At 26.8% G+C, this 14,934-nt stretch carries 18 protein-coding genes; 16 read left to right on the top strand and 2 right to left on the bottom strand.

Going from position 1 to position 14,934, the window contains the following annotated elements:
- Position 1: 1 nt before the first annotated feature.
- Positions 2-424, bottom strand: a complete 423-nt coding sequence (locus AWT63_RS06140; RefSeq protein WP_231723224.1) for an ATP-binding protein — start codon at positions 422-424, stop codon at positions 2-4.
- A 128-nt stretch (positions 425-552) separates the two neighbouring features.
- Positions 553-810: a hypothetical protein gene (locus AWT63_RS06340; RefSeq protein WP_068268718.1), complete on the bottom strand. Its 258-nt coding sequence runs from the start codon at positions 808-810 to the stop codon at positions 553-555.
- Positions 811-983: 173 nt separating this feature from the next.
- On the opposite strand from AWT63_RS06340, the gene thrS reads away from it, so the two are divergent.
- The 16 genes from thrS (at position 984) to AWT63_RS04920 (ending at position 14,924) form a co-directional block, all read left to right on the top strand.
- Entirely contained in the window at positions 984-2,888 is a 1,905-nt protein-coding gene (gene thrS, locus AWT63_RS04995) for a threonine--tRNA ligase (protein ID WP_068268717.1), read from the top strand.
- A 10-nt stretch (positions 2,889-2,898) separates the two neighbouring features.
- Positions 2,899-3,597 (top strand): Bax inhibitor-1 family protein, encoded by a 699-nt coding sequence (locus AWT63_RS04990; protein WP_068268716.1) that lies wholly within the window; start codon positions 2,899-2,901, stop codon positions 3,595-3,597.
- A gap of 171 nt (positions 3,598-3,768) precedes the next feature.
- On the top strand, positions 3,769-4,107 hold the full coding sequence (locus AWT63_RS04985; protein ID WP_068268715.1) for a cell division protein SepF: 339 nt from the start codon (positions 3,769-3,771) through the stop codon (positions 4,105-4,107).
- 53 nt (positions 4,108-4,160) lie between these two features.
- Entirely contained in the window at positions 4,161-5,432 is a 1,272-nt protein-coding gene (gene obgE / locus AWT63_RS04980; RefSeq protein ID WP_068268714.1) for a GTPase ObgE, read from the top strand.
- A complete protein-coding gene (gene miaA, locus AWT63_RS04975; protein ID WP_231723223.1) occupies positions 5,413-6,285 on the top strand; it encodes a tRNA (adenosine(37)-N6)-dimethylallyltransferase MiaA in 873 nt (290 codons plus the stop codon). Before obgE ends, miaA begins: the two co-directional genes overlap by 20 nt.
- A 2-nt stretch (positions 6,286-6,287) precedes the next feature.
- Positions 6,288-6,746: a PTS sugar transporter subunit IIA gene (locus AWT63_RS04970; RefSeq protein WP_068268713.1), complete on the top strand. Its 459-nt coding sequence runs from the start codon at positions 6,288-6,290 to the stop codon at positions 6,744-6,746.
- A 9-nt stretch (positions 6,747-6,755) separates the two neighbouring features.
- Positions 6,756-7,385, top strand: a complete 630-nt coding sequence (gene udk, locus AWT63_RS04965) for a uridine kinase (protein WP_068268712.1) — start codon at positions 6,756-6,758, stop codon at positions 7,383-7,385.
- 10 nt (positions 7,386-7,395) lie between these two features.
- The gene (locus tag AWT63_RS04960) at positions 7,396-8,553 is read left to right on the top strand and encodes an ROK family protein (protein ID WP_068268711.1); all 1,158 of its coding nucleotides are present in this window, start codon (positions 7,396-7,398) and stop codon (positions 8,551-8,553) included.
- An 8-nt stretch (positions 8,554-8,561) separates the two neighbouring features.
- On the top strand, positions 8,562-9,308 hold the full coding sequence (locus AWT63_RS04955) for a hypothetical protein (protein WP_068268710.1): 747 nt from the start codon (positions 8,562-8,564) through the stop codon (positions 9,306-9,308).
- Positions 9,283-9,927, top strand: a complete 645-nt coding sequence (locus AWT63_RS04950; protein WP_068268709.1) for an HAD family hydrolase — start codon at positions 9,283-9,285, stop codon at positions 9,925-9,927. The genes AWT63_RS04955 and AWT63_RS04950 overlap by 26 nt, the downstream gene beginning before the upstream one ends.
- Positions 9,920-10,336, top strand: a complete 417-nt coding sequence (locus tag AWT63_RS04945) for an HD domain-containing protein (protein WP_068268708.1) — start codon at positions 9,920-9,922, stop codon at positions 10,334-10,336. Before AWT63_RS04950 ends, AWT63_RS04945 begins: the two co-directional genes overlap by 8 nt.
- 1 nt (position 10,337) lies before the next feature.
- Positions 10,338-11,237 carry an RluA family pseudouridine synthase gene (locus AWT63_RS04940; RefSeq protein WP_068268707.1) on the top strand — a complete coding sequence of 300 codons (900 nt, stop codon included), beginning with the start codon at positions 10,338-10,340 and terminating at the stop codon, positions 11,235-11,237.
- Positions 11,224-11,823 (top strand): ribonuclease HII, encoded by a 600-nt coding sequence (locus tag AWT63_RS04935; protein ID WP_082680458.1) that lies wholly within the window; start codon positions 11,224-11,226, stop codon positions 11,821-11,823. The genes AWT63_RS04940 and AWT63_RS04935 overlap by 14 nt, the downstream gene beginning before the upstream one ends.
- Positions 11,824-11,828: 5 nt before the next feature.
- Positions 11,829-12,050 (top strand): zinc ribbon domain-containing protein, encoded by a 222-nt coding sequence (locus AWT63_RS04930; protein WP_068268706.1) that lies wholly within the window; start codon positions 11,829-11,831, stop codon positions 12,048-12,050.
- Between the two features lie 38 nt (positions 12,051-12,088).
- Positions 12,089-13,594 (top strand): carboxypeptidase M32, encoded by a 1,506-nt coding sequence (locus AWT63_RS04925; RefSeq protein ID WP_068268705.1) that lies wholly within the window; start codon positions 12,089-12,091, stop codon positions 13,592-13,594.
- A 1-nt stretch (position 13,595) separates the two neighbouring features.
- Positions 13,596-14,924 (top strand): M18 family aminopeptidase, encoded by a 1,329-nt coding sequence (locus AWT63_RS04920; RefSeq protein ID WP_068268704.1) that lies wholly within the window; start codon positions 13,596-13,598, stop codon positions 14,922-14,924.
- Positions 14,925-14,934: the final 10 nt, after the last annotated feature.

The following is a 14,934-nucleotide window of genomic DNA, read 5'->3' as shown; positions in this document are numbered from 1 at the left end:
ATTAATTGTTCTTGCGTAATGTTGGGGTTATTCTTATTTCTTTAAGGATTGTTTTTCTGGTGAGATTTAGTCTTTTGTTTATCATTTTATCCCCAACTTTATTGTTTATCCAATTAAAAGGGATAGTAACGACTATCGAATTTTCTCTAAAATCAAAAACATCTTTACCATATGTATCTATTATTTTTGGGACACCTTTTCCAGAACGTTCACTTATATGTAGTTGTAAAAATATATCTGATAATTTTTGATTAACAGGTATTGATTCTCCAAGAAAAAATCCTTCCATTGTTTGATTAGATGCAAGTTTTCCGTGAGAAAGTATTTCGATTCTATTGCTGTAAATGGTAAACATAGGGGCATTACCATTTATCCATTTATTATGAACAAAAGCATTTATAGTTGCTTCACGAAAGGCATTCATATCAAATAAAGGTACATCTTTTCTTGATAATATTCTGTTTGTTTCATCTACTTGAATAATATTAATAACATCAGCGTATACAAGAACTTGATATAATGATAAAAGTATGCAGGTGTTTCCAAATTCTTTTATTGAGTATAAAGAAGATGATTTTGTTTCTCCGGTAAAAAAATAGAAATTCTAATGGGCATATGGCAATCATCAGATAATAATTGTGCCAGTAAATTATATTTTCCATCTTTTGTAAGTAAATTTAAATTTTTCTTGAAATTTTGTTGATTAAGTGTTATTCCTTTTCCGGAATAATAAGTAAAGAGTCTGTTAAATTTAAGGTCTTGATATTTTGATTCAATATTTTCAATAGATTTTTCTTTAAGATTATCCATAATTTATCCCCCACTTTATTCCCTACATAAATTATATCACTAAGTGGGGGATAAATCAAAAAAATATTTAAATTAGGATAATAGGCGTTTTTTATCTACTATTTTTTTAAAGTTAGACAAAATAACTAAATCGTGATAAAATAGGTGTAATTTATAATTATGGAGGAGAAAAGATGGTAGAAATCAATTTACCTGATGGTAGTTTAAGAGTATTAGAAAATGAAATTTCAGTTATTGAATTTGCTAAAATGCTATCAACAAGTCTTGCTAAAAAGACAGTTGGAGCTATATTTAATGGAGTTCAAGTTGATGTTTCATACACCTTAAAAGAATCTGGAGACCTTCAATTAATAACTATAGAAAGTGAACAAGGAATACATATATTAAGACATAGTACAACACATATAATGGCACAAGCAGTAAAAAGATTATTCCCTGATACTAAACTTGGAATAGGTCCTGTTGTTGAAAATGGATTTTATTATGATTTTGATCCACAAAGACCTTTTACAGATGAAGATCTTGTGAATATTGAAAAAGAAATGAATAAAATAATAAAAGAAAATTATAAGTTTTCAAGACTTGAGCTTTCAAGACAAGAATTAATTGATAAATATAAGGCAGAAAATGAAATTTACAAAGTAGAAATACTTGAAGGACTTGAAGATGAAACTTTAAGTGCTTATACACAAGGAGAATTTTTTGATTTGTGTAGAGGAACACATTTACCTTCAACAGGATATGTAAAAGCATTTAAACTTATGAGTAAAGCAGGAGCTTATTGGAGAGGAAACTCGGATAATAAAATGCTACAAAGAATATACGGAGTTGCTTTCCCTACAAAAGAAGAATTAAATGATTATTTAAAAATGCTTGAAGAAGCAGAAAGAAGAGATCATAGAAAACTAGGTAAACAATTAAATCTATTTTTCCTTGATGAACATGGACCTGGATTTCCTTTCTTTTTACCAAAAGGAATGGATATGTTCTTGAAATTACAAGATTTATGGAGAAAAGAACATGTAAAAGCTGGATATAAAGAAATAAGAACCCCTAATATGTTAGATAGAGAATTATGGGAAACATCAGGGCATTGGAATAATTACAAAGAAAATATGTATACATCTGAAATTGATGATAAAGTTTTTGCTATAAAACCTATGAATTGCCCTGGAACAGTTTTAGCGTATAAGAGTAGTCTTAGATCATATAAAGATTTACCATTAAAACTTGCTGAAATGGGGCATGTACATAGACATGAATTTTCAGGAGCTTTACATGGACTTATGAGAGTTAGAGCATTTACTCAAGATGATACTCATATATTCTGTACTAAAGAGCAAATAGAAGAACAAATAATAGAAATAATTAATTTATATGATAGATATTACAAATTATTTGGATTTACATATCATATTGAGCTATCTACAAGACCTGAAAAATCTATTGGAGAAGATAGCTTATGGGAAATTGCAGAAAATTCACTGTCACAAGCTCTTTTAAAATCAAATAAAGAGTATAAGCTAAATCCTGGAGATGGAGCATTTTATGGACCAAAAATTGACTTTAAAATGAGAGATTCAATAGGAAGAATATGGCAAACAGGAACAATACAATTAGACTTTAATTTACCAAACAGATTTAAAGCAAGTTATATAGGAGCAGATGGAGAAAAACATACTCCGGTTATGATACATAGAGCTTTATATGGAAGTCTTGAAAGATTTATGGGAATACTTATAGAACATTATGCAGGAGCATTTCCTTTATGGCTTGCACCAATACAAGCAAGAATTTTAACTATATCAAAAGAACAAGTTCCATATGCACAAGAACTATATAATAAACTTATTGATTTAGGATTTAAAATAGAGATTGATACAAGAGATGAAAAGATTGGTTATAAGATAAGAGAAGCAAATGTTGAACAAAAAATACCATTACAATTAATAATTGGTAAATCTGAAGTTGAACAAAATACTGTTAATGTTAGACAATATGGAATGCAAGAAAGTAAAACTATGACAATTGATGAATTAATATTAATGTTATCTGAAAGTGTAGAACCTAAATTATAGGAGGTAGTTTATGTATTATGATATAAATGGAGAAAGTGTTGACTTAGAACAACTTATAGGTATAAAAATTAGAGGAAGTTTTTTATGGTTGGCATTTGGACTATTTTTAACTTTTGGTATGATACTTTTAAATTCAAGTGTTGCTTCATTTTATGCTATATTTGAGAAAACATATTCAATCGCTATTATTGTACAAATTATAGGTGGATTTTCACTAGCACTTTTATCGTATAAAGCAAGTGCTGTAGTTTTAAAATCACTTTTTGTACTTTATGCATTAGCAACAGGGCAAACATTAACTCTTATAGCTTTTGCGTATGATTTTAATTCAGTTTTAGCAGTTTTAGGAGGAACAATATTATTATTTACCATCTTGGCTGTATATGGTTATACAACAGAAAGTAATCTTTTAAAGTATAAAACCTTTTTAACTGCTGGGATAATTTCAATAATTATAATAGGGATTATTAATATATTTTTAAAAAGTGATACATTAACTTTTATATTTTCAATTTTAGGTGTAATAGTTTTTGTTATTTACACTGCATATGATACATATATTATAAAAAATAATATAATATATGCGGTTAGACACGGACAAACTGATTTAGTTGATAGAATAGAAATAGTTGGAGCCTTTGCTCTTTATTTAGACTTTATCAATTTATTCTTAAATTTATTAAGATTATTTGGAAAAAGAAGAAAATAGTATTATAGAGAGGTGTTAATAAATCTTTTGATACAGTTAAATTAATTGTATTTGTTTAGTTTTGCTGAAAATCTCTCTATTTTCATGTAAGTATTAAAATTTAGTGTACTAACTATTGCAAAAAAGTTAAAAAAGTTATATAATTCAGTTAAATAAAAGTGGAGGAAATATATGAAACTATTTAATGTATTTAAAGAAGATGATGAAAAAGAAGAAATAAATAATATAGAAACTGAACAAGAATATGTTGCGACTTCAGGGTGTATTAATATAACTAGACCAACATCATATAAAGATGGACAATCACTTATAGAACCGATAAAAAAAGGTAATATAGTTAGTTTTAGTTTGGAGCAATTAAACCAGGAAGAAGGACAAAGATTAATTGATTTTATAGCTGGAGCAACTTATGCGTTAGGTGGAAATATCTCAAAAATAACTGATAAGGTTTTTATTTCAATTCCAAAAGGTATGAAATTAGAGGAGCTTCAGTTGGGGCAAGAAGTATAGAATAGTTAATATTAGGACTTACTTTGTTAAGTCCTATTTTAGAGAGGAACAAAATGTTTATAGATGAAAGTGTAATAACTGTAAAATCAGGTAATGGTGGTGATGGAGCCGCAACTTTTAGAAGAGAAAAATTTGTTCAATTCGGAGGTCCAGATGGTGGAGACGGAGGTAGAGGAGGTTCTATTTATTTTCTTGCTGATCCGAATATGAACACTTTAGTTAATTTTAAAAATATAAAAAGAATAGAAGCAACTAACGGTGAAAAGGGTATGGCTGCAAAATGTACTGGTAAAAATGGTGAAGATGTAGTTATAAAAGTACCTGTTGGAACTATGATAAGAGATTTTGAAACCAATAGATTATTACTTGATATGGATACTCCAAATGAAAAAAAACTTTTACTTAGAGGTGGAGACGGAGGTAGAGGTAATATACACTTTAAAAACTCAATTAGAAAGGCTCCAAGAATTTCTGAAAGTGGAAGACTTGGATATGAGTTAAAAGTAAAATTGGAGCTTAAACTTTTAGCTGATGTTGCTTTGATAGGATATCCAAGTGTAGGTAAATCATCGTTTATAAACAAGGTATCAGCAGCAAAATCTAAGGTTGCAAATTATCATTTCACAACACTAAAGCCTAAATTAGGGTTTGTAAGAATAAATGATGAAGAAAGTTTTGTAATTGCCGATATACCAGGTCTTATAGAAGGAGCTCATCAAGGTGTAGGTTTAGGAGACAAATTTTTAAGACATATAGAAAGATGTAGAGTAATAGTACATATTGTTGATATATCAGCAGTAGATGGTAGAGATCCTAAACAAGATTATATAAAAATAAATGAAGAATTAAAAAAATATAGTGAAAAACTTGCAAATAAAGAGCAGATTATAGTTTTAAATAAAATTGACATGCTATATGATGAGTCAGTTATAGATGATTTTGAAAAATTTGTAGGTAAAAAGGTTTACCCTATATCTGTAATTGCTAACGAAGGAATAAAAGAAGTTATTCAAAAGGCATACTTGTTATTAAAAGAATTACCTAAAGAGGAGCTAGAGAATGTTGATCCTTTAGATGAAGTATTAACTGAGGTTATAGCTAAAAAACAAGATTGGATAATAAAAGAAATAGAACCGCATGTATTTGAAGTTTCAGGTCAAGTTGTAGATAATGTACTTAATAAATATGTATTAGTTGGAGAAGATGGTATAATACAATTTCTACAAATAATGAGAAATATTGGTATGGAAGAAAAATTAATTCAAGCTGGAGTTGTTGAAGGCGATACTGTAGTAATTGAAGGGTATGAATTTGAATATGTATAATGCTATTGTAATTTCAGGACCAACAGCAGTAGGGAAAACGGCACTTTCAATAGAACTTGCAAAAAAATTAAACGCAGTAATAATATCAGCAGATGCTATGCAAGTATATAAGCATATGGATATAGGGACATCAAAAGTTACAAAAGTGGAAATGCAAGGAGTTCCTCACTATATGTTAGATGTTGTAAATCCTGATGAAGATTTTGACTTAGGTATGTATTATGAAATGGTAAATGAAATTTTAAAAAAAGAAAGAAAAATACCAATTTTAACAGGCGGTACCGGTCTTTATATCGCAGCAATAACAAAAGGTCTTACAGCTATGCCTAAAATAGATAAGAAATATAGAGAAGAATTAATGTCAAAAAATATAGAAGATCTTTTAGCAATTCTAGAAGGTAAAGTTGATTTTTCAACTTTTGATGTTAATAATAAAGTAAGAATTATTAGAAAAATTGAAACTTATGGTATTGAATATAATAATATTAAGGGAAATAATCTTAATTTTTTACATATATTTCTTGAAAGAGAAAGGCAAAGCTTATACGATAGAATAAATAAAAGAGTAGACATAATGATAAAAGAAGGGCTTTTAGAAGAGGCTAAGTTTATTTATGATAACTATGATATAAATAGAATTAGAGCTATAGGATACAAAGAACTTTTTTCATATTTTAAAGGAGAAATAACTTTAGAAAAAGCTATAGAAGAAATAAAAAAAAATAGTAGAAGATATGCAAAAAGACAATTTACTTGGTTTAGAAATAAAGATGAATATATAAAATACAATTTAGATGAGCAAAATGAAGAGAATATTATTCAAAAAATACTTGAAAAATTTAGGGAAGGATAATTATGGACATTAATGAATTTTTAACATCGGATAGAATTTCATTTACTTTAAATTCTAGTACAAAAAAAGAAATAATTGAAGAAATAGCAAAACTATTTTTAAATTCTGATGATATAGTAAAAGAAGGAGAATTTAACGTTCTTTTAGAAGATTTATATGACAGAGAAAATCTTTCGTCAACAGGTATGCAAGATGGAATAGCAATACCTCATACCAAATCAAGTGCGATAAATAAAATGGCAATGGCAGTAGTTGTTTCTAAAGAAGGAAAAGATTTTGCAGCTTTAGATGATGAATTATCTAAAATATTTTTTATGATAGTTGCTCCAGAAACAACCAAAAGAGAACATTTAGATATATTGGCTAAAATTGCCAAATTATCTTTTGAAGAAGAAGCTTTACAAAAGCTTATTAATACAAATGACAAAAATGAAATTATAGAAATATTATCTAAATTGTAGGAGTGGTTTATGAGGGAAAGAATTATACTTGGTATAGCAGGAGGAACTGGATCTGGTAAGACTAGTGTTGCAGCATTAATTGTAGAAGATTTGAAAAAGTGGGGTTGTAAAGTTGTTTTACTTGAACAAGATGCGTATTACAAAGACAACAAACATTTATCTTTTGAACAAAGAACAAAATTAAATTATGACCACCCTGATGCAATTGATTTTGATCTACTAATATCACATGTGAAAGCACTAAAAGAGGGTAATAGTATAAGAAAACCCATCTATAGTTTTAAAGAGCATTTAAGACTTCCTGATACTGAAATAGTTAATTCACAGCAAATTATCATTATTGAAGGAATATTAATACTTGCAATTGAAAAATTAAGAGAATTATTAGACATGAAAGTTTTTGTTGACACTGACGATGATGAAAGATTATTAAGAAGAATTGAACGTGACATGAATGAACGTGGAAGAAGTTTTAAAAATATCAAAGAGCAATATATTAATACAGTAAAACCCATGCACTTGGAATTTGTTGAACCTTCAAAAAGATATGCAGATGTAATAATACCTCGTGGTAAAACTAATAAAGTAGGAATTAAAATGGTTACAAGTCGTATCAAATATTTAACTAATAAGAAATAGGAGAACAACTATGAAAAAACTTAATCTAAATGATTACACTACTCTTGAGATGATAGCAACATCAGAAACTATGAGTAGAATAGAATTATCTCGTATATTAGATGTTTCACCGCCAGCAGTTTCAAAAATAATTAAAAAATTACAAGGTAAAAAATTACTGCTAACAGAAGATGAAGTTTTAAAATCTGAAGGTGGAAGACCTAGAATGGCTATAAAAATAAATAAAAAATTTAAAAAAATAATAGGTGTAAATTTAGCCTTGGATTACATTGACACAACAGTTACAAATCTTGATGGAAGTATTATAGAAACGAGAAGAAGAAGTTATCAAAATAATAAATTACAAGATAAATTAATAAAAATAATGGTTGATGAATTAACAGCAAACATTGAAAAACACGGTGAAAAAAATATAGCAGGTATAGGAATATCTGTTGTTGGAATAGTTGACTATGATCAAGGTATAGTTAAAAGTTCAAAAAGTTTTAAAGATAAAAATTTAAAAATACAAGACTATATACAAGATTTATTTAATATACCTGTAATAATTGATAATAATGTAAAAGCAATGCTTAAAGCTGAAAATACATTTTCTAAGAAAAATAAGATAAAAAATGCAATGTTAGTTTATCTAAAGAATGGTATAGGATCTTCATTTTTAATAAATGGAAGTATATTAAGAGGAGCACATTATGCCGCAGGAGAAATAGGTCATGTTACGACTGATTTAAGTGGATTTGCATTTAAATCATCTCTTGAAAATGAATGTATGGATAGTAGTATCATAGATAAAATAAATGAAAAGATAACAAATGAAGAAGAACATCTTGAATATGATGAACCTATACATGAAATATATAAAAAGGCAAATGAAGGAATAGAACCATATAAAAGTGTTATAACAGATTTAGGGCTTAAAGTTGGAACAATATTAGGTAATATTTTAAATGTTTCTGACATAGGAGATTTAATTTTAGCAGGAGAAATTTTAAATACATGTATGACTTTAAATGAAGCATTAATTGCTGGAATGAATAAGTCGATTTCTAGTGAAATATTAAATAAAACATTTGTAAGACCTTCTAGATTAGGTACTGATATAGAAAAATTAGGTTCAGTTTCACTTGTAATGTCAAATCTGTTTTCAGGGAGAAAACTAATTAAATAGGAGAAATGATGAACGAAATAAAATACGTACATTCTACTGATTACGTGGACTTTGAACTAATGGAAAATGCAGTATATGATGAAAAAATGGAATATCCTTTATTTAAATCACAAGCAAGTACAAAATTACATTTTGAAAGTTATCATGATATAAAAATTGAAATACTTAAGTATCCGCTTTCTGTTATAAAACTTACAAGTAAAAATAACGAAAAATTGAATGAATTAAGCGAAATTATAGAAAATAACTGGAAAAATGGATATTCAGATTTTTTAAATGATATACAAGGAAAATACAATAAACTTGATAAGTATACATTTAATGATTCAGTTTATTTAATTTTAAAAAATGATGAGTTTAATGCTAAAAGTATAATATTTCCAAATGGTATATCATCTTTGGAACAATTAGGGTGTATGAATATAACTAAAACTTTAAAATGTGAAATGGAAGAACTTGATCAAAATTTACAAAGTTCAATTAATGTTCAATTAATGCTTGAACTTATGCATGAAAATACAGATATGCAAAAATATATAGAGTTTGTAAAAGAAAATGTTAAAAATGAAGACTTAGATAAATCATTCTTTTTTGATGATTATGTGTATGATTTATTTGCCAAAAATTATGTAGAGTTATTAGAAGAAAATGCACCATACAAATTTAATCAATACGGAAGAAGAGGAATAGTAAGATTTTTAGAACAAATAATAACGGGAGAGGTACACGATGAATGCAGATGTAGTCTTGTTTGATTTAGATGGAACATTAGCTAATACTATACCTGCAATAGCATATGCGTTTAATGAAGTTTTAAAAGAATTTTCATATGATACATATGATGTAACGGAATATAAAAATTTTGTTGGCGGTGGGTTTTATAATCTCTTTGATAGAATAAACAAGTTACAAAATATTAAAGAGGATAAAGAATTTTTTGTATCAAAAGTGAGAAAAGTTTATGCCCAAAATATGTTAAAAGATATAAAACTATATAATGGGATTGATAAATTATTAGATACTTTAGTTGAAAATAAAGTTAAAATAGGAATAGTTACAAATAAAGATCATAATTTAGCTTTAGAACATACAAAAACAATATTATCTAAATGGAATTTTGATTTTGTGATTGGAGCAAGTGAACAAGGGCTTTATCCTACAAAACCTAACTCTTATGGTATAAATTTAGTAATATCTAAAGGATATACAAAAGAAAAAATTGTATTTATAGGAGATATGTCTGTAGATTATATGACAGCTCAAAATGCAGGAGTTAGATATATACATTGTACTTGGGGATATGATAATAAAAATCATTATAAAGAATATGAAGTTTCAGATGTAGATGAAATAATTAAGAGGTTACATGATTAAATACTGTTATAGAAAATTTTGTGAGTATTATTTTCATAAAATAAGTGAAAAAGACTTGCAAAAAGTTTCTGATATTTTAAGTTTTAAAGAATTTGATATATTTAATAATATGGATAGTTATGATAAATACCATTCAATCAATGTGTATAAAAAACTTGAAAATAAAGATATACCAGCTATTTATTTAAAATTGGCTTTGCTTCATGATTGCGGTAAAGAAAACATTTCATTTTGTAAAAGAGTTATTCATAAGTTAGGGTTTAAGACTATATTACGAGAACACCCAAAACTTGGATATAATAAAGTTAAAGATATAAATTTGGAACTTGCAGTATTAATTTCTAAACATCATGATAAAATAGATGATGAATATATGTGCTTATTTCAAGATGCTGATGACAGGAGTTAAAATGAAAATAATTATTAATGAAAATAATGTAAATCAAAGAGTTGATAAAGTTTTATCTCAAGTACTTGAAGTATCAAGAAATAAAATAGCAAATTCAAAAATTTTATGTAATGGGAAACCAGTTAAATTATCATACAAAGTTATGAAAGATGATGAAATAGAAGTTGAGCTGGAAAATAATTTTGAAGAAATAAGCTTAGAGCCTGAAAATATTAAACTTGATATAGTTTATGAAGATGAGTATTTAGTAGTTATAAATAAACCATATAATTTAGTTGTACACCCAAGTGATAGTACAAAAAATAAGACGTTGGTAAATGCTCTTTTATATCATTTTTCAAATTTATCAGATAAATATGAAAATAGAAACGGTATAGTACATAGACTTGATAAAGATACAAGTGGTCTTATCATTATAGCAAAAACTAATGAAGTGCATGATAAATTGGAGTTGATGTTTAAAGAGCATTTAATAAATAAAACGTATATAGCTATACTTCGTGGTAAATATACTAAGATAGATGAGAATATAAGTTCATATATAGGAAGGGATAAAAAAGACAGAAAAAAAATAAGTGAAAATACAAATAATCCTAAACTTGCCATGAGTATTTTTTCTTCTATAAGTTATAATGAAAAGTATTCACTTGTAAAAGTTAAACTTTTAACTGGAAGAACGCATCAAATAAGAGTACATAGTAAAAAAATTAATCATTGTATAGTAGGTGATCACATATATGGTAAAGTTGACAAAATTAACAGACAACAGCTTCACTCATATATGTTGGAATTTACACATCCTATTACAAATGAGAATATGAAAATAATAGCTGATATACCTTCTGATATGAAAGAAAATATTAAAAAGATGGGACTTGAAATAGATTATGCTGGAATATAAAGATAATATTGGAGTAGATGAGGCAGGAAGAGGGCCTCTTCTAGGTTGCGTTGTTGCTTGTTGTGTATATATAAATAAGATTGACAATGAAATTTTTGAAATGATAAATGATTCAAAAAAATTAAGTGAAAGTAAAAGAGATTTTATTTATGATAAATTAAAAGCTTCTGACAATATTTCATATGGCATAGGAATGGCAAGTGAAAATGAAATTGACAAAATAAATATACTAAATGCAACTTTTTTAGCTATGAATAGAGCTTTAGATAATCTTTATAGTAAAAATAAGGCTATTCAAGGTAAGTTAGTAATAGTTGATGGAAATAAATTAATAAAGGGATATAATGGAGCACAAGAATATCTTGTTAAGGGAGATAGCAAAAATTTAAGTATAGCTCTTGCATCAATAATTGCTAAAGTTACAAGAGATAAGATTATGTATGAATATGATAAAATATATCCTAATTACAATATAGCAAATCATAAAGGATATGGAACAAAAAAACATTACGAAGCAATAGAAAAATATGGAATATTACCAATACACAGGAAAACTTTTTTAAAGAAATTTTTAAATAAGGACTGATAGTTATGATAACTTCGCGTTGTATAAAGTGTTCCAATAAAGAACACTATTTAAAAAGTATATACATGTCTACGAAAGAGATAGAAAGTGAAAGTAAATTAATTAATTTATTATCACTTAATAATGAGCTTTTTTATTTAAAAGTATGTGCTCAATGCGGATATACGGAAATTTATTCTGCTAAATTAGTTGATAAAAATTCCAAAAAAACAACTAAGAAAACGTAAGTTTTCAAATATTTTTGTTTAATTTATTTACAAGGGAGATGATAATAGTGGATAGAATATATGAATATATAAAAAAAGATAGTGCTTTAAATCATGCTATGAATTTACTTAGTTTTGATCTTGAAACACAGGCACCTAAACAAGCTATAGAAGGGATTTCAAATACTATGGGAGTTTTATCACAACTTTCGTATTTAAATTTTGTTAATCCTGAATTTAAGGAATTATTATATTCAATAGATACACAAAAATTATCAGATATTGATAAAAAGGTTGTAGAAAAATTAAAGAAAAATGTTTTTGAAAAAATGAGTAAAATTCCAATTGATGAATATTCAAAATATACAGCATTAGTTTCAAAGTCATCATATAACTGGGAAAAATCTAAAAATGAAAATGATTATAATATATTTAAACCTTATTTAAAACAAATAATAGATACAAATAAGAAATTTATAACTTATAGAGGATATAAAGATCATCCATATAATGTTCTTTTAGATGATTTTGAAACTGGTCTTACAGTAGATATTGCAGATAAATTTTTCAATCTTTTAAAAGAAGAATTATCTCCATTTATAATTAAAGTATTAAAACATAAAGATAGTAAAATAGAAGAATGGAAAGAAAAATTAAACAGTAAAACTTATGATATTGAAACTCAGAAAAAGTTGTGTAAAGAATTGGCTCAAATTTTAGGCTTTGACTTTACAAAAGGTGTAATGAGTGAAAGTGAACATCCTTTTACAGTAAATATGAATAATAAAGATGTAAGAATAACAAGTCATTATTATGAACATGATATCTTGTCTGGTATATATTCAGTAGTACATGAAACAGGACACGCAATATATGAGCAACAAATTGCTGATGAATACGATAAAACAAGAATATTAGCTGGCGGTTCTACTATGGGAATACATGAAGCCCAATCAAGATTTTATGAAAATGTAATAGGTAAACAGGAAGAATTTTCATATTTAGTTTATGAGCTTATAGATAAATATTTTGGAATTGAAATTACAAAAGAACAATTGCATTTAGTAATAAATAGTGTAAGTGCAAGTTTTATTAGAACTGATGCAGATGAGCTTACTTATCCTATACATGTGCTTATAAGATATGAAATAGAACGTGAAATGTTAAGTTCTGAAATTGATGTTGATAAATTACCTACAATATGGAATGATATGTATGAAAAATATTTAGGAATTAGACCAGATAGCGATACTATTGGAATTTTACAAGATTCACATTGGAGCGGAGGGCTTTTAGGATATTTTCCTTCGTATGCAATAGGAAGTGCTTATGCGTCTCAAATGTATAATGCAATGTTAAAAAAAGTAAAAGTATCAGAAGCTATAAAACAAAGAGATTTTAGTAAGATAAATGAATTTTTAAGAGAAACTATACACCAATATGGAAGTGCAAAAACGCCGGCTGAATTAATATTTAATTGTTCTAAGGAAGAATTTAATCCACATTATTATGTAGATTATTTAAAAGACAAATTTTCAAAGTTATATAATATAGAAGGTGAATAAAATGACAAAAGATAGTTTAAAGGAATTGGAAGTAAAGGGATTTGCAAGAGAAATAATTGAATTTATAGATGATAGTCCTTGTGCATATCACGTTGTAAAAAACTGTAGCCAAATATTTGAAGAAAATGGCTTTGAAAGATTAGAACCAAATAAAAAATGGGAATTAAAACAAGGTGGAAGATATTTTCTTAAAAAGACAAATACAACTATAATAGGCTTTACTATAGCAAATGAATTAGATATAGAAAAGGGTTTTAAAATATTTGCTTCACATACTGATAGTCCAAGCTTAAGAATAAAACCAAATTCAGAAATTTTAACTAATAATATGATAAGACTTAATACTGAAGTTTATGGAGGGCCTCTTTTATCAACTTGGTTTGATAGACCTATGTCTGTTGCAGGTAGAGTAATAATTAAAAGTAGTGATGTGTATAAACCAAAAACAGTTGCAGTTAAAATAGATGAGCCTATAATGATAATTCCTAATTTAGCTATACATCAAGATAGGGCTGTTAATGAAAAAGGACATCAAATAAATAAACAAAATGAACTTTTACCTATAATTACTTTAGCTAATAATTATTTGGAAAAAGATAACTATCTTTTAAAGTTAATATCTAAAAAATGTAATATTAAATTTGATGATATATTAGATTTTGATTTAATTATGTATCCTATTGAAAAAGGATGTTTAGTAGGAGCAAATGAAGAAATGATTTCAGCAGCAAGACTTGATAATCTATTATCAGTTTATGCTGGTACAATAGGACTGGTTGAATCTGAAAATGAAGCAGGACAAATAAATGTATTTGTAGGTTTTGATAATGAAGAAATAGGAAGTTCAACAAAACAAGGAGCAGATTCAAATTATTTATCAAGCATACTAGAGAGAATAATTTATTCTTTAGGGTATACAAGAGCTGATTATTTAAGAGTATTAAATAATTCATTTATTTTATCAGCTGATGGTGGACATGTAGCTCACCCATCACATCTTAATAAATCAGATATAACAAATCAATGTGAAATGAATAAAGGTATAGCAATAAAGCTAAGTGTAAATCAAAAATATACATCTGATGGTTTTTCTATGGCAGTATTAAAACAAATAGTAAGTGGAACAGATATCAAGTTACAGTATTTTGTAAATAATTCTAATGAAATTGGTGGTTCAACTATAGGACCTTTATCTGCAAGACATTTAGATATTGATTCTGTTGACTTAGGTGTACCTATGCTTTCAATGCATTCAGTAAGAGAACTTTGTGGTATTAATGATGTATTTGATTTAAAAGAATTAGCAAGAGTATATTTTGACAAAAAATAAGGAGGTAAAA

This window comes from Caviibacter abscessus (genome assembly GCF_001517835.1).
GTDB lineage: Bacteria > Fusobacteriota > Fusobacteriia > Fusobacteriales > Leptotrichiaceae > Caviibacter > Caviibacter abscessus.
The sequence above is the reverse complement of the archived record's forward strand: the minus strand, read 5'-3'. Positions and strand labels throughout refer to the sequence as shown.

Coding starts and splice junctions, on each gene's coding strand:
- AWT63_RS04985 (WP_068268715.1), top strand. CDS start 3,769: ATGAAACTATTTAATGTATTTAAAGAAGATGATGAAAAAGAAGAAATA.
- AWT63_RS04955 (WP_068268710.1), top strand. CDS start 8,562: ATGAACGAAATAAAATACGTACATTCTACTGATTACGTGGACTTTGAA.
- AWT63_RS04990 (WP_068268716.1), top strand. CDS start 2,899: ATGTATTATGATATAAATGGAGAAAGTGTTGACTTAGAACAACTTATA.
- AWT63_RS04945 (WP_068268708.1), top strand. CDS start 9,920: ATGATTAAATACTGTTATAGAAAATTTTGTGAGTATTATTTTCATAAA.
- AWT63_RS04925 (WP_068268705.1), top strand. CDS start 12,089: ATGATAATAGTGGATAGAATATATGAATATATAAAAAAAGATAGTGCT.
- AWT63_RS04920 (WP_068268704.1), top strand. CDS start 13,596: ATGACAAAAGATAGTTTAAAGGAATTGGAAGTAAAGGGATTTGCAAGA.
- AWT63_RS04940 (WP_068268707.1), top strand. CDS start 10,338: ATGAAAATAATTATTAATGAAAATAATGTAAATCAAAGAGTTGATAAA.
- thrS (WP_068268717.1), top strand. CDS start 984: ATGGTAGAAATCAATTTACCTGATGGTAGTTTAAGAGTATTAGAAAAT.
- miaA (WP_231723223.1), top strand. CDS start 5,413: ATGAATTTGAATATGTATAATGCTATTGTAATTTCAGGACCAACAGCA.
- AWT63_RS04950 (WP_068268709.1), top strand. CDS start 9,283: ATGAATGCAGATGTAGTCTTGTTTGATTTAGATGGAACATTAGCTAAT.
- obgE (WP_068268714.1), top strand. CDS start 4,161: ATGTTTATAGATGAAAGTGTAATAACTGTAAAATCAGGTAATGGTGGT.
- AWT63_RS04930 (WP_068268706.1), top strand. CDS start 11,829: ATGATAACTTCGCGTTGTATAAAGTGTTCCAATAAAGAACACTATTTA.
- AWT63_RS04960 (WP_068268711.1), top strand. CDS start 7,396: ATGAAAAAACTTAATCTAAATGATTACACTACTCTTGAGATGATAGCA.
- AWT63_RS06140 (WP_231723224.1), bottom strand. CDS start 424: ATGAATGCCTTTCGTGAAGCAACTATAAATGCTTTTGTTCATAATAAA.
- AWT63_RS04935 (WP_082680458.1), top strand. CDS start 11,224: ATGCTGGAATATAAAGATAATATTGGAGTAGATGAGGCAGGAAGAGGG.
- AWT63_RS04970 (WP_068268713.1), top strand. CDS start 6,288: ATGGACATTAATGAATTTTTAACATCGGATAGAATTTCATTTACTTTA.
- AWT63_RS06340 (WP_068268718.1), bottom strand. CDS start 810: ATGGATAATCTTAAAGAAAAATCTATTGAAAATATTGAATCAAAATAT.
- udk (WP_068268712.1), top strand. CDS start 6,756: ATGAGGGAAAGAATTATACTTGGTATAGCAGGAGGAACTGGATCTGGT.